Below are 19500 nucleotides of genomic sequence, written 5' to 3'. Positions count from 1 at the left end.
CAATCTGCACGCCAGCGACGAGCGGGCTGACCCTTCGTCGTGCGGCTTGTGGCCGGGTCATGGGCGCATTCAGCGGCTCGTGGCCCGGGTTGTTGTTGGCGGAGAACCCGCCAAAGAGAATCGGATTTCTGAATCGCTTGCACGGTCTCGACAAGACGGCAATCTGGAACAGTGACGCCCCTCGAGGCGTCGGAGGAAGCGGACTTTGAACGGCCCCGAAATGCTGAGGATCCTCGACTCGATCGCACGCGACCGCAAGGTCGAGCGTTCGGTGCTGGTTGCCGACCTTGAGCAAGCCATGGTGAGCGCGGCGCGCAAGCACTTCGGCTCGCTCGATCTCGAAGAGTTCGCCTGCACCGTCGATCAGCTCAGCGGCGAGATCAGTCTGACCCGCCACGGCGAGCCCGTGGAGCTCAACCCGCAGGACTTGGGTCGCATCGCCGCCCAGACCTTCAAGCAGGTCATGATCCAGAAGTTCCGCGAGGACGAGCAGACCAGCCTCTACGACCGCTACCACACCCGCGTGGGACAGATCGTCACCGGCACCGCCCAGCGCTACGAGCGCGGCGGGCGCCTGGTCGTCTCGCTCGACGCCGGCGAGGGCGAGATGCCCCGGCAGGAGCAGATTCCCGGGGAGCAGTTCAGCCCGGGCGACCGCGTCCGCGCGATGATCCTGGACGTGAAGCGGGATGGCTCCGCGACGCGCGTCGTGCTCAGCCGAGGCCACACGGACTTCATCAAGCGGCTCTTCGAGGTCGAGGTGCCCGAGGTGGCCGAGCGCATCATCGAGGTGAAGGCCATGGCCCGCGAGCCGGGCCAGCGCACCAAGATCGCGGTGAGCTCGATCGACAGCCGCGTGGACGCCGTAGGCGCTTGCGTCGGCGTGCGTGGCAGCCGCATCAAGAACATCGTCGACGAACTCAACGGCGAGAAGATCGACATCGTGCGTTGGAACGAGTCCAGCCAGATCCTGATCCAGAACGCGCTCAAGCCCGCCGAGGTTGCCGAGATCAGCCTGTGCTTCGAGCTCGGCCGCGCCACCGTCGTGGTCCGCGACGACCAGCTCAGCCTTGCCATCGGCAAGCGCGGGCAGAACGTGCGTCTGGCCGCCAAGCTGACCGGCTGGGACGTGGACATCCTCACGCCCGAGGAGTTCACCAAGAACCTGGAGATCATGTCGACCACGCTCCAGCAGATCGACGAGATCGACGAGCAGATGGTCGACCGCCTGGCGGCCCTTGGCATGATCAGCGTGTTTGACGTCGAGGAGATCGGCGCCGACATGCTCGCGACCGAACTCGAGCTCAGCCCCGAGGTGGCCCAAAAGGCCGTCGAGCTGGCCAGCGAGCGAGCGAAGGTGGTGGCCGAAGAGCAGGCCCGCGAGAAGGAAGAGGCCGAGAAGCGCCGCCAGGAAGAGCAGGCCCGGATCGCCGCGGGCGAGGACCTGCTCGGCCCCGAGGGCGCGCCCGACGCGGACAGCGCCGCGGCCGCCATCCTCGGCGGTGGTTCGTCGGCTGGCGATTCGGCCAGCACTGAAGATTCTGGTGGTGAGAAGGCCTCGCCCGAGAGCCCCAGCGAGTCGGCCGAAGGCAGCGACTCGGAGCAGGGTTCGAGCGAGGGGAATGACAGCAACGGCGATAGCCGGGCCGCGGAGATTCTCGGCGGCTGAGTGTTTGGCGCAGCGCGCCCCGGTGGCCCCTCCTTTGTGTGGATCGGGGTCGGGCGCATGGAGTGACGTTTGGCAAAGCGTGTGTTCGAGATCGCGAAGGAACTCGGTGTAGCCTCGAAGGCCGTGGTGCAGAAGTGCCGCGACGAGGGCATCCCCGAGTCAAACATCAAGAACCACATGTCCACCGTTTCGGTCGGACTGGAAGCGACCATCCGCGAGTGGTTCGGTGGGGAAGAAGCGCCCTCTGCGACCTCGGTCGAAACGTCCAAGCGCGTCGATCTGGAGAAGGTCCGCGCCAAGCCGCGCGCCCGCAAGGTAGCAGCCAAGAAGGCGACCGCCAGCAAGGCGAGCAAGGCAAGCGAAGCGAGCGAGAGCGAGACGAGCACCGCCGTCGCCGAACCGCCCAAGCGTGCCGGGCGTTCGACGCCCGCCGCGTCGGAGCAACCCGCCGACGACGAATCGACGCCGCAATCCGAGTCGCCAAGCACGAAGGCTGATCGCCCCGAGGCCGACAAGCCCGAGAGCAAGCCGGACAGCAAGCCCGAAACCAAGGCCGCTCCGGCAGCCGAGCAGCCCGCCGCGCCCGCGGCCGAGCAGGACTTGCCCGATGCGGCCGCCACCGAGCCCGAGCGTTCACCGGCAGCTGAATCTCAGGGTGCCGACGAGGGCACCGGCAACGGCCAGTCGGCCGCGGCCGAGGAACCCAAGACGCCCCCGACGCCGGCGCCCAAGAACGTGCCGACGCGCCCGACGGTCGTGAAGCCCGCCGGCCCGATGATCGACCAGCACGAAAAGACGCCGGTGAAGCTGAGCGGCCCGAAGATCGTGCGCGTCGAGGCGCCCGAGCAGGTCGACACGCGCCCACGTGGTCGCGGTGGCCCACGCGGCGGCGGCGGTGGCGGAGGCGGCGGCGGCTTCGGCGGCCCCATGGGCCCGATGCCCCCCGGAGGCGATGGCGGCGGCCGGCGTGGCGGGCCCAGTTCCCGTCGGCGCGGCCGCAACGAGCCCCAGCAGGGTGGCAGCGGCATGTGGCGCGAGCAGGACCTCATCGAGCGTGAGGCCAAGCTCCAGCAGGCCGGCGGCTACCTGCGCAAGCGTCGCCAGGACCTGGCGCGCGGCGCGGGCCAGCAGAACCGCCAGCAGAGCCCGGCTCAGCAGGGCGGCACGGTCAAGATCACCGCGCCGTTCACCATCAAGGACTTGTCGGCCGCTACCGGCGTGAAGGGCGCCGAGATCGTCAAGAAGCTGTTCATGCAGGGCATCATGGCCCAGATCAACAGCGGCATCGAGGTCGAGAAGGCCCAGGAAATCATGATGGACTTCGACATCGAGCTCGAAGTCACGGCCGCCAAGAGCGCCGAAGAAGCGGTCGCCGCCCAGTTCGAGGAGCGCACCACCGTCGACGAACGCCCACGCGGTCCGATCGTGACCATCCTGGGCCACGTGGACCACGGCAAGACCAGCCTGCTGGACAAGATCCGCGACGCCAACGTGGCCGCGGGCGAGGCCGGTGGCATCACGCAGGCCACCAGCGCCTTCCGCGTGCCCGTGCACTTGGGTGACGACAAAGAGCGCGAAGAGAAGCAGGTCGTGTTCATCGACACGCCCGGCCACGAGGCGTTCACGTCCATGCGTTCGCGCGGCGCCAACGTGACCGACATCGTGGTGCTGGTCGTGGCCGCCGACGACGGCGTCATGCCGCAGACCATCGAGTCGATCAACCACGCCAAGGCGGCGGGCGTGCCCATCGTGGTGGCGCTCAACAAGATCGACCGCCCGCAGGCCACCGACGCCAAGATCCAGGAGATCCTGGGACAGCTGGCCCAGCACGAGCTCAACCCCGTGGACTGGGGCGGCGACGTCGAAGTCATCCGCACCAGCGCCCACACGGGCCAGGGCATCCAGGAACTGCTCGAGACGCTCGATTTCCAGGCCCAGCTCCTGGAACTCAAGGCCGACTTCGGCGGGGCCGCTCGCGGCACGGTCATCGAGAGCCAGATGGAGCCCGGCCGCGGCGCCGTCATGAACGTGCTGCTCCAGGAAGGCTCGCTGAACGTGGGCGACTTCATCGTCGCCGGCCGAGCCTTCGGCCGCGTGCGCGACATGACCGACGACAAGGGCCAGCGCATCCGCGAGGCCCACCCGCCCATGCCGCTGCAGGTGACGGGCATCGACGAGTTGCCCGACGCGGGCGACAAGTTCTTCGTGGCTTCCAGCCTGAAGGACGCCCAGAACGCCGCCGAGCAGCGTCGATCCCGCGAGCGCGAGGAGCAGCTCGCCCAGCCGGCCATGACGCTGGACCGCATGTTCAGCCAGATGGCCGAGGCCGAGCTGAAGGAGATCCTGGTCGTCCTGAAGGCCGACGTGCAGGGCTCGGTCGACGTGCTGAAGAACGAGATCGAGAAGGTCTCGACCGACGAGATCAAGGTCCGCGTCATCCACGCTGCCGTGGGCGGCGTGACCGAGAGCGACGTGCTGCTGGCCGAGGCGTCCAAGGCCGTCATCGTCGGCTTCAACGTCATCCCCTCGGGCAAGGCCCGCAAGCTGGCCGACAGCAAGGGCGTGCAGATCCGTACGTACGACGTGATCTACCACATCACCGAGGACATGCAGAAGGCCGCCGAGGGCATGCTCGACCCCGAGCTCCGCCAGGAGGTCCTGGGCCACGCCGAGGTGCGCGCGGTGTTCAAGGTCTCCAAGGTCGGCACCATCGCCGGCTGCTACGTCACCGACGGCGTGGTGCAGCGCGATGCGCTCATCCGCGTCACCCGCGGCGACATCGTCATCGAGAACGACCGCAAGCTATCGCAGCTCAAGCGCTTCAAGGACGACGCGAAGGAAGTCCGCGCCAACATGGAGTGCGGCATGAAGATCGACGGCTACGACGATATCAAGGAAGGCGACATCCTCGAGTGCTACAAGCAGGTCGAGGTCAAGCGAACCCTTTGATCGAGTTAGCGGCGTAACCCATGGTCATCGGCGTCCTCCAGTTCGAGCTGCTCGTGCCCGGCGCCGAGTCCCTCAAGGACAAGCGGGCCGTCGTGCGCTCCGTGCGCGACAAGCTCAGCCGCGAGCTGCGCATCAGCGTGGCCGAGGTGGGCGCCCACGACAATCCCACGGTCGCCATGATGGGCGCGGCCCTGGTGGCCACCGACGGCCCCCGCGCCCACGAGTTGCTCGACAAGGCGTGGAACCGCCTCAAGGAACTCCGCGACGGCCAGATCGGCAGCGTACGGCGAGAGATCATCGTCCCCACGCGCGAGGAAGACGCGCCGCCGCACGAGCCGGATGCCGAGGCCCTTCAACAGGAAATGCTCGAGCACTATGCTCAAGGCGACACGCGCCAGGGAGACGAGAACCCATGAGCACCAAGACCGATCGCCTGGCGTCCTCGCTCGAAAAGGGCGTCCAGCAGGTCCTCGCCCGGGGCCTGCAGGACCCCCGCGTCCGCGGGCTCATCACCGTCACCAAGGTCGACGTGACCGAAGACAGCAAGCAGGCCACCATCGGCATCAGCGTGCTGCCCGCCGAGCACCAGAAGCTGACCGTCCACGGCCTGCAGAGCGCCGCGCGGCACATCCGCCGCGAAGTCGCCGAGCTCATCCGCACCCGCACCATGCCCGAGTTCCGCTTCGTCGAGGACGACAGCCTGAAGAAGCAGGCCGAGGTGCTCTCGACGCTGGCCAAGGTGCGCGCGGAGATGGACGAGGACGAACAAGACCGTTCCGGTGAGGGTGAGCAGCCAGGTCAAGGCTCGGAGCCCCGGCCGTGAATCACCCCGTCGCCGAGACCCAGCGCCGACTCGAGTCCTGGCTCGAGGGCGTGCCCATGGCCCCCACCGTGGACGCCGCGGCGTTGCTGCCCGGCTCGTCGGACATGGCCACGGCCGAGCTGGTGTTCTCGCTGCTGGTGTGGGAGGCCGGCCTGCCCGCGGCGGTCAGCGCCGCCCGCCGGCTGGCCGAGCAGTTCGTCGACCTCAACGAGGTCCGCGTGGCGCTTCAGGAAGAAGTCGAGGACACGGTGGGCCTGGCCGACGAGCACGCGACGCGTCGGGCCCGGGCCATCCTGGACACCCTCCACGCCGTGTTCGAGCAGGAAGACGCCGTGAGCATCGATCGCGTCGCGCGGGCCGGCGCCCACGAGGGCGGGCCCTATCTGCGGGCCATCGAGGCGCTGCCGGCCTTCGCCGTCGATCGCGTGCTGGCCCTGGTCTTCGGCGAGCAGCGCGTGCCCGTCGACGGCCGGCTGCTGGGCGTGCTCATCGAGCGGGGCGTGGTGCCGGCCCAGACCACCACCGCCGCGGCCGGTGACCTGCTGGCCCGCTGCTGCACCGCGGGCGAGGCCGCCGACCTGTACCTTCGGCTGGAGGCCGCCGCCGGCCGCGTGGTGCGGGCGTAGGGGCGCGTTAGAATCATCCAGACGCATGGGCCGGGACTCGCAATCGGCCGCAGAAGATCGGCTTTCGCCGGGGAGCAGCACGTGGCCGGACACAGCAAGTGGGCGAACATCCGCCACCGCAAGGAGCGGCAGGACAAGAAGAAGGGCAAGATCTGGAGCAAGTGCTCCAAGGCCATCATGGCCGCGGCCCGCGCGGGCGGCGGCGACCCGGACACCAACCTCGCCCTGCGCTACGCCATCGACGAGGCCCGCTACGCCAACATGCCCAAGGACACGATCCAGCGGGCCGTCGAGAAGGGCAGCGGCGCGGCCGACGGCGAGGGCTTCGCCGAGATCACCTACGAGGGCTACGGCCCCGGCGGGGTGGCGATCATCGTCGATACGCTGACCGACAATCGAACGCGAACCGTCAACGACCTGCGGTTCATCTTCAACAAGGCCGGCGGCAGCATGGGCAACGCCGGCAGCGTCGCGTTCGTGTTCGAGACCAAGGGCCGGATCTACATCGAGGCGAGCAAGACGACCGAGGAGCAGCTCATGGACGTCGCGCTCGAGGCCGGCGCCGAGGACATCGAGGCTCCGGAAGCCGATGGCGATGAAGAAGGCTACTGGGTCATCACCACCGAGCGCACCGACTACCACGCCGTGCGTCAGGCCCTCGAACAAGCCAACATCGAGGTGAGCGAGGGCGGCATCGACAAGATCCCAAACGTCATCGCCAAACCCACGCCCGAAGAGGCCACCAAGCTCATGAACCTCGTCGACGCGCTCGAGGACAACGAGGACGTGCAGAAGGTGTACCACAACCTGGATGAGGAGATGGCGGCGGAGGCGGCGGAGTAGGAGCACGATTTACGATGCGAAGGACGATGTGAGTTGGGGAGCCATTAACCTCGTTGTCGTCTTGACGGTTCTTGTTGTTGGAACCATCGTGCTCTCGACGAGAGAGCTCAGACGAAGCATCAGGCAAGGCCTGCCTCACGCCGAACCGATATCGGTGGATCAGGTCGTACGAAGTCTCGACCGCTTTCGGTGGTTTCGGCGTCGCGTGCCTTGGCAAGATTGGACTTTGACTAGAGCATTTACGCTACCCAACGCGACGCAACGTGAATCGATCTTCTTGGCCGGGGTAGATGATGACCGAATTGTCTGTCTGTGCATCGAGGATCCATCAATACCGACAGGCCCGGTAGGCGTCGTGGGAACGCGGGGCGGTTGGCTCGGTGGGCCTAAGCCTTTTCGATACCAAGTCCTCAAACGTTGGCTGTTGTCGGAAGGCCGCAAGCCCATCGAACTCGTGACGAGCCGACATCCAGATGATGCCACAACGTCGGCGGATCTGGCTGTGACATGGGTGGAGGCAGCATTCAAGGCGTGCGAGTTATGTGATCTACCCCATCCGCGATTCGTCGAGTTCGCTGACGAGGGCGCTCTATTTGTCTTCGACCTAGACAAGATACTCAAGCACCTGGACCGGGTCGCGAACCTGCACGCGATGATCCGCGAGGCCGGCGGCGTGGGCGGGCTGGCGGCGGAGGCGGCGGCAGAGTAGGCGGGCAACGGGGATCGGGCACTGGGCAATGGAAAGAACGAGGCCCGGGCGCGAGCCCGGGCTTTGTTGTTCGAAGCGGAGATTGGTCGCGGAGGCCTGCTACGGGCAGCCCGCGTCGAAGGCGGTCTGGAAGGCCAGGAAGTCGAAGAGGGTGAGCTCACCGTCGCCATCGAAGTCGGCGCGAAGGTCGCCATGCTGGAACAGGTTCTGGAACACCAGGAAGTCGAAGATCGTCAACGCCCCATCGATGTCGAGGTCGGCCGGGCACGGGGTGCAGGCGCCCCAGCGCGGCACGCCGCCGATGTACCGATCGTCGATGTACCCCGACCCTCCCACGGCGTACAGGCCGCGCAGGTCGCCCTGATCCCACCCCGTGATGAGGATGGCGCCGCCTTCCAGGGGTTCGTCGAGCGGCCGCCACGCGTCGCCATCCCATCGGGCGATGTACTCGACGCGGTCGTCGCCGATCTCCTCGAAGCGCCCGGCGGCGTAGAGCGCTGGCCCGTCGCCGCGATCGAAGAACGCCAGCGAGAGGGCGTCATCGTCGAAACCTTCCCCGAGCGCGGTCCATGCGTCGCCGTCCCAACGGGCGGCGCCGATGCTACTGGCGATGCCGGGAAGGTGCATCCGCCCACCCAGGTACAACGACTCGCCGCCACCATCATCGATGACCAGCATGTCACGCACCACCGAGGCCGGAGACCCTTCGACCACCGAGAACGCGGCGCCATCCTAGCGGGCCACACCGATCTCTACTGGCAGCGGCGCTCGATCCGGCCAGACTCGATCCCCGGCGAGGTAGAGGGCGGGCCCGTCACCGTCGTCGAACACCACCATGTCGTTGACCGTCCCGAACACGCCGTAGAAGTTGCCAACCGTGCCGAATCCCGCCCACTGGCCGTCTTCCAGCCGGGCCACGCCGCGCACCCGCAGATCATCGAAGCCGAAGTTGATGTCGCCCGAGGCGTAGAGCATCGGGCCCGAACCGTCGTCGAAGGCCACGAGCTGCCGGGCGACGCCGTCGAGCGCCGGCCCGTACGGAACCCACGCGTGGCCGTCGAGCACATGAATGGTTGATGTTGACGCGAGGAAGTCGCTCAGCGCCGCGTACAGCCGCGGCCCGTCTCCCAGATCGAGCGTGCTGAGCGCCGAGACCCAGACCTCGCCCAGGTCGCCTACGGCCGACCACGCGTCGCCGTCGAATCGTGCGATGGGACCCAGCCGCTCGTCGCCTGCGGTCAGCACGCCGGCCGAGACGTACAACGCCGGGCCGCTCCCGTCGTCGTGCACGAGCATCTGCCGCCTGGACTCGCCGTAGGGACGCACCTCGGCGTCGAGTCCCTCCCATCCGCATTCCTGCGCCAGCCCGGCGCCGGGCATCACCAGCCCGCCCGCGGCCGCCAGCAGCGCCGTGGCCGTCTTCGTGTTCGTTCGCATGATCGAAACTCCTTGTCCGAGATGTCTCCCCCGACACGCGGTCTGGCGTGGTCCTGGGGTCGTGCCGCGGCCGGTGGCACGGCAATGAATGGATCGGGTCCGGGGAATCGATGGCTACATGCATCGGACCCGTGCGGCCGCCACCCTTCCGTACCGCCAACCGCCCAGAAGGGTTCCTGGGGGATCGGGCGCGGCGGGCTGCGGACCAGGCCCGCCGGCATGCCCGCCGGACACCCGACATGTCCGGCGGGCGATGCGCCGCCCCTGGCGAGCAATCCCGCGCCGCTGGAGGAATTTTTCGATTTTCCCCCCAGCGATCGGGCGTTGCCCGCCGGAATCGCTGCGGTTCTGGCGTGATTGGCGGCGATTCTGGCGGGATCTTCCGTTCATCCCCCGAACACGCGGGCGATTCCGGAGTTTTTGCGGGCCCGGCGCTCAAGTGGCGTCCCGGTTCGCTCGATGCTTGGGGAGCGAACGCCCCGGCCATGCCGGCCGGGCGCCGGAGACCAGCGCGATGGCGTCCATCCCCAAGCAGCTTCCCAAGGCGATCAACTGGGTGCGCCGGCGCGTGCCCATCTGGGCGGCCGCGCCCGAGGCCATCGGCCTGCGCCCCGAGCAGGTGGACGAGCTCACCGATCTTGCGACCCAGGCCCACGCGGCCCTGGCCAAGTACCGCCGGCTGGAGGCCCAGCTGAAGGCCCAGGGCGACCGCTACCGGAGCCTGGCGGGGAAGATGCGCGCCAAGGCGAGCGCGCAGGTGACGCAGGTGCGCGGCTACGCGCTGACGACGACCGACCCGCAGGAGGTGTACGCGAGCGCGCGGCTGAGCGCGCCCAAGCGCCGCGGCCGAGCGCCCGCGCCGGGCAAGCCGATCCGCTTCGAGACGCGGCTGACCGCGCGCGGCGGGCTGGAGATCACGTTCAAGTGCCCGCACCCCAAGGGCGTCGAGGGCGTGACCTACAGGATCGAGCGGCAGGACGAGTACGAGGGGCCGATGCGCTACCTCGCGACGGTGAAGGAGCGGCGCTTCGTCGACGAGGCCATCCCCATCGGTGTTGGCGCGGTCTTCTACCAGGTGACGGCGATGACCTCGACGCGCGATGGGCCGATGGCCACGCACTCGGTGCGGCTGGGGACGGTACGCGAGCGGGCGCGGAGCCAGCGGGCCAGGGAGCACGCGGCGTAGCGGGCGGCCGGGCGTGATCTCCATCCGACCGTGCGCTACTGCGCGATCTCGGCGTCCTCTTCCAGATCCTCCACCTGCGCCTGCACCAATCCCGCGTAGGCCCCGCCGCGGGCGAGCAGCTCCTCGTGCGTGCCGACCTCGGTGACCTGGCCCTTGTGCATGACGACGATGGCGTCGGCGTGGCGGATGGTGCTCAGGCGGTGGGCGATGACGAACGTCGTGCGTTCGCTGGTCAATTGGGCCAGGGCGCGCTGGATGAGCTTCTCGCTGTGGGTGTCCAGGTTGCTCGTGGCCTCGTCCAGGATAAGAACCTTGGGGTCGGCCAGCACCGCGCGGGCGATGGCGATGCGCTGCTTCTGCCCGCCGCTGAGGCGCACGCCGCGCTCGCCGACGATGGTCTGGTAGCCCTCGCTCAGCTCCTCGATGAACTCGTCGGCGCTCGCGATGCGCGCCGCCTCGCGGACCTGGTCCTCGGTCGCCCAGCGCCGGGCGTAGGCGATGTTGTCGTAGATGCTGCCGTCGAAGAGGAAGACGTCCTGCTCGACCACGCCCAGCAGCGCGCGGTACTTGTCCACGTCGATGTCGCGCAGGTCCACGCCGTCGAGCAGCACGCGGCCCCTCGTTGGGTCATAGAAGCGGGCCACGAGATTACACAAGGTCGTCTTGCCGCTGCCGCTGCGGCCAACCAGCGCGACCGTCGAGCCGGCGGGGACGTCCAGGTTGATGTCCTTCAGCACGTACTCGGGCTCTGGCTCGGGCTCGCCGGGTTGGGTCTTCTTGCTCCTTGGATACGCGAACCACACGCCCTCGAGCGAGATTCGCCCGTGCACGACGGCGGGCATGCTCGTCGCCGCATCGCGCGTGTCGGCGAACTCGAGGGGCTCTTCCAGCAGGTCCAGCGATCGATCGAGGCCCGACAGCGCGTTCTGGATCTGCGTCGCGCTGGCGGCCAGTGCCTCGACGGGGCCTAAGAGATAGAGCAGGTACACCGAGAACATCATGACGTCGCCGATGGTCATCGTGCCGCCAAGCACGGCCGCGCCGCCGTAGAGCAAGACGCCCGCCGACGCCGCGGGGATCATGACCGACCAGACCAGTTCCACAGACCGGCTCCACCACCACGCGCGCAGCTCCTGGCGGGCCATCAGGTGCACGCCCCCGGTGAAGCGGCTGGCCTCCTGCTGCTCGCGGTGGAAGCCGCGGACGACCCTTGCGCCACCGAACGCTTCCGTCGCGTGGGCGTCGATCTCGCTGCGGGTCTTTCTGACATCGCGGTAAATGGGCCGGATGCGCCCGATCCACGCGCGGTGCGTGACCCACACGACCGGCAGCAGGAAGATGGCCCCCACCAGCATCCGCCAGTCGACAACCGCCATGGCGATGAGCGCGCCCAGCAGCGTGACGGCGGCGCGCCAGGGGTTGTAGATCATGCCGAAGAGCAGTTCGGCCGCCGCGCCGGCGTCTTCTCTCAGGATGCTCGAGACGCCGCCCGAGCGCATCGCCTGGACCCTGTGCAGCGGGAGCCGCGCGGCGTGCTCGAACACGCGGCGGCGCAGCATCGCCTGCACGCGCTTGGTCATGCGCGTCATCTGCCAGCGGCCCCAGATGCCGAAGGCCACGCCCAGCGTCGCGACGATCATCATCGCCCCGCACAAGACCAGCAGCGCCCGCCACCGCAGCGTCCTCAGTTCGGCATCGCCCATCGATCCCAGAGCCTCGAGCGACCGCCCGCGCTGGGGCTCGGGCAGGTTCTCGGCCAGCCCGCTCAGACCGGGCTCGGTGCTCAGGATGTAGTCCAGGGCGATCTTGGTCGACAGCGGCAGCAGCAGGCCCAGGCCGGTCGCGATCGTCAGCGTGACCAGCGAGGCGATGACCATGCCGCGATGGCCGCGCAGCAGCTTCCAGAACTGGCGCGCCAGCGTGCCGAAGCCGCGCGAGCGCTTGCCCTTCCTGGCGAGGGGGTCGTCGCTGGGCTCCCTGGCCTCCGCCCGCCGCTCGCGTTCACGCTCGATGTAGTGCCGGTATCGCCGGCTGCTGACTTGCTGGTTCCTCGCCACCCCGTATGGTAACGGGTCGCGAACGCGAGCCGCATAGGGTTGGCGGATTCACTAGGCCGTTCGAGGATAAGAACGCACTCGCAGGAGGTTCCCATGGCCGACGCCCCGACGACCACCCCGGGCCGCATTCCGTCCCGCCGAAAGGGCCTGGCCCTGCACTGGCAGATCATCATCGGCCTGGTCGCCGGCATCGTGGTCGGCCTGATCATCAACCTCGCGTGGACGCAGGGGACCTGGGCGTCGATGGGCGTCGACAACGTGCCGGCCTTCCTGGCAAAAGAGCGCGTGCTGGTCATGCCCGATGGCAAGCCCTTCGCCCAGGTCGCCACCGACGCCGGCCTGCCCGAGTGGGCCGTGCTCGATCCGACCGAACTCGAAGACTCCGACCTCGAGCGGCTCGGCATCGCCGTCGCCAACCAGGACGCCAGCTTCCTGGCCCACGCGTCGCGGTTCATCCGCAACGCCAACCTCTTCGTGGGCGACCTGTTCATGCGTTGCCTGCGCTTCATCGCCGTGCCCATCGTGCTGTTCAGCCTCATCGTGGGCGTCAGCACGCTGAACAACCTGACCAAGCTCAGCCGCATCGGCGGCAAGACCATCGGCATCTACCTGGTCACGACGGCGGTTGCGATCTCGCTGGGCCTGGTCATCGCCAACATTGCGCGCCCGGGCGCGTTCGTGCCGCAGGAGATGCGCGATCGCCTGCTGGCCGACTACAAGGACGCGGCCCAGGGCGGCGTGGACGTCGCCCAGGCCAGCGGCGACCTGAACCCGTGGGAGCGCATCGTCGACCTCGTCGCCGCCAACCCCTTCGCGGCCATCGCCGAGGGGAACATGCTGCAGATCGTGTTCCTCGCGCTGCTGATTGGCATCGGGCTCAGCCTCATCCTGCCGTCCGAAGCCAAGCCCGTCGTCGACTTCTGCGATGGCATGACCAAGGCGGTCATCAAGCTCGTGGAGTTGCTGATGCTCACCGCCCCCATCGCCGTCTTTGCGCTCATCGTGAAGGTGGTGGCCGACCTGGGACTCGAGGTCCTCGGTGCGCTCGCGGTCTACAGCCTGTGCGTCGTGGGCGGGCTGGCGCTCATGGTGTTCGCCGTGTACCCATTAGTCCTGAAGCTCTTCACGGGCGTGGGCCCGGGCCGGTTCTACAAGGCCATCGCCCCCGCGCAGCTCCTGGCCTTCAGCAGCGCCAGCAGCAGCGCGACGCTGCCGGTGACGATGGAGTGCGTCGAGAAGCGCCTGGGCGTGAGCGACGAGGTCTCCAGCTTCGTGCTGCCCCTGGGCGCCACCATCAACATGGACGGGACGGCGCTGTATCAGGGCGTGGCGGCCGTCTTCATCGCCCAGCTCTACAGCATGAACCTCGGGCTCGGCGACCAGCTCGCCATCGTCGGCACCGCCACGCTCGCCTCCATCGGCACCGCCGGCGTGCCCGGCGCGGGCGTCATCATGCTGGTGATCGTGCTGCAAAGCGTGGGTGTCCCCCTCGAGGGCATCGCCGCCATCCTGGGCGTCGACCGCCTGCTGGACATGTGCCGCACCACCTGCAACATCACCGGCGACGCGATGGTGGCGACGGTGGTGGCGGGGACGGAGGGGGAGTTGGCGAGTGTTCAGGAAGTGGAGCGGCAGTTGGTGCAGGAGGCGTCGAGGGGACTGGATGAGTCCCCGCCGAATTAGCCGCGCCGTCTACTCAACCTGCCCTGGCAATTGGGTCTCAGGAAAGTGATGCTCAAAGAAAGCGCTCAAAGCAAAATCAAGCATCCTAATGAACTTGTGTTGCACATGAGGGTGTACACCCCACGCAGCACTCTGGCTCCTCAAGTCCATTCCATACTCGGGCTTGCCGTAGTAGTCGACGCGAACATAGCCACGATCGTCAGCGTGATGAGCTACAAAATCGCCAAAGTCGCCCGCATTCAGCGTTCTAGTGTCTTTATCAACCAGTTGCATCCATCGCTCAAACGGGTTGAATGTGCACTTCTCTTCGATCGACTTGCCAATTTCCCACGCCCGCTCACGGTCGACAATGCTGGCAGACTGGTCAATGGAAAGCTTACATAGCAAGTAGAAGGACAATCTCCACAGTCGCTGCAACTCCCCATCCTCTGGTGGCTCTCGCCTTTCAATGTCGAGATTTTGGATTGCCTTGGAACACAGGCTCAAGAGTGCGTCGTCGTCAGGATGAGTCTTGCCTTCGAGCCAGGCTTTCATGGCAATGAAGGCTGCCACCTCGCTATCATCCATACTTCCCCCCAAGAAGTGAATTTACACCCAAGCGGCATACCCCAGCGGCGCTGCCCGTGAGGTGTTACGCTACTAACGCGCCAGTCGAATGGCACCATCTTCGCAAACTGCCAACGCTAGCAGAACTCGCGGACTTGGTGGTCAACCCCGACCGGCTTGGGAACGCCCACTACCACTCCGGCCCCCCCGCATACCGCCCATAAATATCCGCCATCGCCTGCACCATCTCGCCCAGCGTCGCGTTCGCCAGCGCGCCCTCGATCAGGTGGGGCATCACGTTCTCGCCCTTCTGGCAGGCGGTGCGGATGGCGTCGAGGGCCTTCTTCGTCTCGTCGGCGTTGCGGTTCTTCTTGAAGGCGCCCAGGCGGTCGAGCTGGGCCTCTTCGACCTCAGGCCCGATCTGGAGGATGTCGATCGGCCGGCCTTCCTGGTCGTCCTTGTATTCGTTCACGCCCACGATGATGCGGTCGTGCGCCTCGCACTCCTCGCTGAAGCGGTAACTCGCCTCGGCGATCTTGCGGCGGAAGTAGCCCTGGTGGATGCCCTCCACCACGCCCCCGTAGCCGCCGGTGGGCTTGCCACCATCCTGGCCCTTCCAGATGCCGCCGCCCATCTCGTCGATCTCGCCGATGTAGTTGAGCGCCTCGGCCTCGACTTCATCCGTGAGCGCCTCGACGAAGTAGCTGCCGCCAAGCGGATCAACCGTGCGCGTCACGCCGGTCTCGTGGGCCAGGATCTGCTGCGTGCGGAGCGCGACGGTCACGGCCTGCTCGGTGGGCAGGCCCAGCGTCTCGTCCATGCTGTCGGTGTGCAGGCTCTGGCAGCCGCCCAGGACGCCGGCCATCGCCTGATAGGCCACGCGCACGATGTTGTTCAGCGGCTGCTGCTCGGTGAGCGAACACCCGGCCGTCTGCACGTGCGTCTTCATGAACCAGCTTCGCTCGCTCTGCGCGCCGTATCGCTCGCGCATCATGCGGGCCCAGATGCGGCGTGCCGCGCGGAGCTTGCAGACTTCCTCGAAGAACTCGTTGTGGCTGTTGAAGAAGAAGCTGAGGCGTGGCCCGAACTTGTCAATGTCCAGCCCGCGCAGCAGGCACGCCTCGACGTACTCCATGCCGTCTCGCAGCGTGAAGGCAAGCTCCTGCGGCCCCGTGCTCCCCGCCTCGCGGATGTGGTAGCCGCTGATGCTCACCGAGTTCCACTTGGGCATGTGCTGGGCCTGGAACTCGATGGTATCGACGACCAGCTTGACGCTGGGCTCGGGCGGATAGATGAACTCGTTCTGGGCATGGAACTCTTTGAGGATGTCGTTCTGGAGCGTGCCACCCAGGTCGGCGATGTCGAAGCCGCGCTGCTTGGCCATCGCCAGGTACATCGCCCAGATCACCGCCGCCGGCCCGTTGATGGTCTGGCTCACCGTGACCTGATCGATCGGGATGTCGGCGTACAGCCGGTGCATGTCCTCGATGGTGTCGATCGCCACGCCGCACTTGCCCACCTCGCCCACGCTCAGCGCATCGTCGCTGTCGCGGCCCATGAGCGTGGGCAGATCAAAGGCGGTGGAGAGCCCGGTGTTGGCCTTGGTCTTGGTCGTCTTGCCCGCGTTGAGCAAGTACTTGAAGCGCTTGTTGGTGTCGTCGGCACTCCCGAAGCCCGCGAACTGCCGCATCGTCCACAGCCGGCTGCGGTAGCCCTGCGGATACAGCCCCCGCGTGTACGGGTACTGACCCGCCTCGGCGATGTCGCGGTCGAAGTTCTTGAGCGAGGTCGTCAGGTTATCGGGCCCGTACGACTCGTCGAGCACGATGCCCGAGATGGTGACGGCGGCCGGGTCGACGCCCGCGGGCTTGCCGCTCGCGTCGAGGCCAGAGCCCGTGATGTTCGTGTTGGCGGTGGTCATGGTCGTCTCCGTGGCCCTTTGGGGCATGGCAGGCGGGCCGGGCGGCCAGTTGGTCTCTCTTTCGAATCCGATTTCAAGTATACGTCCGGAGGCCGGACAGCCCGACCGATCGACGACGCTGGCTGGGGCTTCCCCACGGGTGCAACCCGCCCCGCATCGGACGGTACTGGATGTCGCAGACCCACCAAAGCCGCCGGGGCCACCCGGCGCACGACACAACCCCCGTCCTGGGAGGAAACCACGATGTTGAAGTCAACGACGATTGTTGGGATGACGCTGATGCTGAGCGGAGCGGCGTTCGGGCAGGATTGGATCGAAACCCAACGGCTCACGGCTGACGAACCGGCGATGGAGGACGTATTTGGTAGTGCCATCGACTTTGATGGGGAGTCGATCATCGTTGGCGTTCCGAATCTTGACAGCGACCTGGAGAACGAAGGCGGCGCATACGTGTTCGTTCGTGATGGCGAAGGCTGGCGCCGGCAGGCGGTGCTTCGATCGGCCTCGCCCGAGATTGACGGCATATTCGGATCGTCCGTCGCCATTCAGGGTGATCTCGCCGTCGTTGGCTCCATCTTGGGTGATGGCATCGAGGTGGATAGCGGTACAGCTACAGTGTTTCGTCGATCTGGGGATGAGTGGATTGCGATCACGACGCTGTCAGCCAGCGACGGCGAAACTGGCGCACAGTTCGGGCACAGTGCCACCATTGACCATGGCACGATTGCCATTGGAGCCGTGACCGACAGCGATACCGGGTCCGTCTATGTCTTCGAGCCAGACGCAGGCGCGTGGGTCGAATCGGCAAAGCTCCAACCGATATCGTTTCCGATGACCGGGTCCTTCGGCTCTTCGGTCGCGGTCAGTGGTGAAGTCTTGGCGGTCGGTGCCACTCGGAGCGGTACTGACGACGATCGCCCCGGCGCGGTGTACGTCTACGAACGAAGCGATGGGAACTGGATCGAGACCGTCCGGCTCGTCGGCACTGGCTTGCAAAGCGGGGCCCGCTTCGGCTGGGACGTCGACATCGACGCGGATCGAATCATCGCAGGCGGCATCTCTGCCGGACGTCAGCAGGGGAAAGCATTCATCTTCCTCAATGATGGTGAGATGTGGCAAGAGGAAACCGAGCTTATCGCGCCAAATACCGAGGGCAGCACCTTCGGCACCGTCTCAATCGACGGAGGCATCGCCGTCGTTGGCGCCCAGAATTTCGACTTGGGCGCTCGAGCAACAGGCCGCGCGTTCATCTACCAGCTCCGAAATGGTTCCTGGGTATTGAGCGACCTGATCAACTCGAGCAATCCCACAGAGTTCGCGTTGTTCGGAAACTCGGTGGCGGTTGATGGCCAGACGATCGTTGCGGCAGCCGCGCTCGAGAGCGACGACGCGTTCCGCGCCGGCGCCGCCTACGTCTTCGAACCCAACCCCTGCCTACCCGACATCGATGGCGACGGCAGCCTCACCATCTTCGACTTCCTCGCCTTCCAGACCGCATTCGACGCTGGCGACCCCGTCGCCGACTTCGACCGCGATGGCGATTTCACGATCTTCGATTTCCTGGCATTCCAGACGGCTTTCGATGCCGGCTGCCCGTAAGCCGCAACGGGGGACGGCGTCCAAGCGTACTCAAGTCGGTCATCCCCGAGGAGCCATGCCATGCGACTGCCCGCCCTTGCCGGTCTCTGCCTCCTGCCCGCGTCGCTCTTCGCCCAGGACTACCACTGGGTGAACTACGAGAGCGAGGCCGCGCTCGAAGCGACCGGCTTCGCGTCCAGTGCCGTCCGCATGCCCGACTCGCTGCGCATCGCGGCGGACGACTTTCGCGTCATCGAGGACACCACGATCACCCAGATCGTCTTCTACTCGGTGTGGATCGATCCGCCGGTAATCCTCGGGGCCGACTGGTACATCTACTGGTACCTCGATCCGATCCACGCGCCCGGGGCCCTCATCGCGGGCGCATCGGACGTCGCCGTGGAGGTGGTCGATAGCGGGCTGCGGAACCCGACGTTCGGCACGATCTATCGAAACACGATCACCGTCGACGTCGAACTCATTCCTGGGCGATACTTCCTGGGCTTCCGCACCTACTGTGCGCCCGGCAGCGGCAAGCCCGTGAACGCTCCCCTGCACCCCGAGTGGACCAACGGCGACGCGACGGCCCACTGGAACTTCTCGGCGCTCGAAACCGGCGAGGTGATCGAAGCCTGGCAACCCATGACCGACTTCCACCCCACGCCCAAGGAATGGGCCTTCGAGATCCACGGCACGACCGGGCCGGCGTGCAAGGTCGATCTCGATGGCGATGGTTCGCTCACCGTGTTCGATTTCCTGGCGTTCCAGAACCTGTTCGACGCCGGAGACCCCGCGGCCGACTTCGACCTCGATGGCTCCCTCACGGTATTCGACTTCCTGGCGTTCCAGAACCTGTTTGATGTCGGCTGCGAGTAGCGATTAGTCCTTCGACAGCGATACCGAGAGCTGACGCAGCACCTCGCACACGTCGGCGCCCAACCGCTCTGAGACTTCCCGCTGGGCCGCGTGCCAGTGCGGCAGGGCCTCGAGCAGCAGGGCCCTGCCTTCAACGGTCAGCGAGTATCGCCGCACCCGCTTGTCTCGTTCGCATTCCACGCGCTCGGCCAGCCCGCGCTCGACCAGGCGATCGAGGTTTCGGCTGAGCGTCGTGGCGTCGGTGTGCGTCGCCTCAGCCAGTTCGCTCTGGCTCGGCCGGCCCAGCTTGGCGATCATGCCCAATAACGACATCTGCGTGCCGCGGAGCCCGACCTCGCGCAGCCGCTCGTCGAACACCGCCGCAACCAGTCGATCGGCCTGGCGGATCGCCGAGGCCAGGCACCCCGTGAAGGTCTCGGCCAGTTCTCGATCGTTCTGGGGCGGTGTGGGAAGCATCTGCATCTGTATCGGACGAATCCATGCAGATGCAAATATCTTCCGCCGCGTCGCGAATCCGCAACATGTTGCTCGGTGGCGTTGCCAGGCGCCATCATCACATGTCTGATAACCGACCTGGCACGCCCCTGGAGCGTGCTC

17 protein-coding genes are annotated in these 19500 nt (G+C 66.8%); 11 read left to right on the top strand and 6 right to left on the bottom strand.

The annotated features are described in order from the left end of the window. Positions 1-205: 205 nt before the first annotated feature. From nusA to RIE32_10585, 7 genes are all read left to right on the top strand, one after another. Positions 206-1669, top strand: a complete 1464-nt coding sequence (gene nusA, locus RIE32_10615; GenBank protein MEQ9096704.1) for a transcription termination factor NusA — start codon at positions 206-208, stop codon at positions 1667-1669. Positions 1670-1738: 69 nt separating this feature from the next. Then, positions 1739-4618 carry a translation initiation factor IF-2 gene (infB, locus tag RIE32_10610; GenBank protein ID MEQ9096703.1) on the top strand — a complete coding sequence of 960 codons (2880 nt, stop codon included), beginning with the start codon at positions 1739-1741 and terminating at the stop codon, positions 4616-4618. 20 nt (positions 4619-4638) lie between these two features. Further along, complete coding sequence (locus RIE32_10605) at positions 4639-5034, top strand: DUF503 domain-containing protein (GenBank protein ID MEQ9096702.1); 396 nt, start codon at positions 4639-4641, stop codon at positions 5032-5034. Continuing rightward, entirely contained in the window at positions 5031-5441 is a 411-nt protein-coding gene (gene rbfA, locus RIE32_10600) for a 30S ribosome-binding factor RbfA (GenBank protein MEQ9096701.1), read from the top strand. Before RIE32_10605 ends, rbfA begins: the two co-directional genes overlap by 4 nt. After that, complete coding sequence (locus tag RIE32_10595) at positions 5438-6067, top strand: hypothetical protein (protein ID MEQ9096700.1); 630 nt, start codon at positions 5438-5440, stop codon at positions 6065-6067. Before rbfA ends, RIE32_10595 begins: the two co-directional genes overlap by 4 nt. 81 nt (positions 6068-6148) lie before the next feature. Beyond that, positions 6149-6910 carry a YebC/PmpR family DNA-binding transcriptional regulator gene (locus RIE32_10590; protein ID MEQ9096699.1) on the top strand — a complete coding sequence of 254 codons (762 nt, stop codon included), beginning with the start codon at positions 6149-6151 and terminating at the stop codon, positions 6908-6910. Between the two features lie 502 nt (positions 6911-7412). Continuing rightward, the gene (locus RIE32_10585; GenBank protein ID MEQ9096698.1) at positions 7413-7619 is read left to right on the top strand and encodes a hypothetical protein; all 207 of its coding nucleotides are present in this window, start codon (positions 7413-7415) and stop codon (positions 7617-7619) included. A 99-nt stretch (positions 7620-7718) separates the two neighbouring features. Here the strand turns inward: RIE32_10585 and RIE32_10580 are convergent, their stop codons facing one another. Both RIE32_10580 and RIE32_10575 read right to left on the bottom strand, forming a co-directional pair. Continuing rightward, positions 7719-8333 carry a GC-type dockerin domain-anchored protein gene (locus RIE32_10580; protein MEQ9096697.1) on the bottom strand — a complete coding sequence of 205 codons (615 nt, stop codon included), beginning with the start codon at positions 8331-8333 and terminating at the stop codon, positions 7719-7721. Positions 8334-8351: 18 nt separating this feature from the next. Continuing rightward, complete coding sequence (locus tag RIE32_10575; protein ID MEQ9096696.1) at positions 8352-9056, bottom strand: hypothetical protein; 705 nt, start codon at positions 9054-9056, stop codon at positions 8352-8354. Positions 9057-9570: 514 nt separating this feature from the next. Here RIE32_10575 and RIE32_10570 point away from each other — a divergent pair. Next, positions 9571-10242 (top strand): hypothetical protein, encoded by a 672-nt coding sequence (locus RIE32_10570; protein ID MEQ9096695.1) that lies wholly within the window; start codon positions 9571-9573, stop codon positions 10240-10242. Positions 10243-10277: 35 nt separating this feature from the next. Here RIE32_10570 and RIE32_10565 read toward each other — a convergent pair whose 3' ends face one another. Then, positions 10278-12299 (bottom strand): ABC transporter ATP-binding protein, encoded by a 2022-nt coding sequence (locus tag RIE32_10565; protein ID MEQ9096694.1) that lies wholly within the window; start codon positions 12297-12299, stop codon positions 10278-10280. 93 nt (positions 12300-12392) lie between these two features. Here RIE32_10565 and RIE32_10560 point away from each other — a divergent pair, with 93 nt between their 5' ends. Next, entirely contained in the window at positions 12393-13982 is a 1590-nt protein-coding gene (locus tag RIE32_10560) for a dicarboxylate/amino acid:cation symporter (protein ID MEQ9096693.1), read from the top strand. A 9-nt stretch (positions 13983-13991) separates the two neighbouring features. Here RIE32_10560 and RIE32_10555 read toward each other — a convergent pair whose 3' ends face one another. Together RIE32_10555 and RIE32_10550 are read right to left on the bottom strand one after the other, a co-directional pair. After that, positions 13992-14549 (bottom strand): hypothetical protein, encoded by a 558-nt coding sequence (locus RIE32_10555; protein MEQ9096692.1) that lies wholly within the window; start codon positions 14547-14549, stop codon positions 13992-13994. 169 nt (positions 14550-14718) lie between these two features. After that, on the bottom strand, positions 14719-16449 hold the full coding sequence (locus RIE32_10550; GenBank protein MEQ9096691.1) for a methylmalonyl-CoA mutase family protein: 1731 nt from the start codon (positions 16447-16449) through the stop codon (positions 14719-14721). 270 nt (positions 16450-16719) lie between these two features. On the opposite strand from RIE32_10550, the gene RIE32_10545 reads away from it, so the two are divergent. Continuing rightward, the gene (locus RIE32_10545; GenBank protein ID MEQ9096690.1) at positions 16720-18048 is read left to right on the top strand and encodes a GC-type dockerin domain-anchored protein; all 1329 of its coding nucleotides are present in this window, start codon (positions 16720-16722) and stop codon (positions 18046-18048) included. 60 nt (positions 18049-18108) lie between these two features. Then, entirely contained in the window at positions 18109-18903 is a 795-nt protein-coding gene (locus tag RIE32_10540) for a GC-type dockerin domain-anchored protein (protein MEQ9096689.1), read from the top strand. Between the two features lie 3 nt (positions 18904-18906). On the opposite strand, the gene RIE32_10535 is transcribed toward RIE32_10540, so the two are convergent. Next, a complete protein-coding gene (locus RIE32_10535; GenBank protein MEQ9096688.1) occupies positions 18907-19359 on the bottom strand; it encodes a MarR family winged helix-turn-helix transcriptional regulator in 453 nt (150 codons plus the stop codon). Positions 19360-19500 lie beyond the last annotated feature (141 nt).

It is taken from the genome of Phycisphaerales bacterium (assembly GCA_040221175.1).
GTDB lineage: Bacteria > Planctomycetota > Phycisphaerae > Phycisphaerales > UBA1924 > JAHCJI01.
This window is presented reverse-complemented; position numbering and strand designations above follow the sequence as displayed.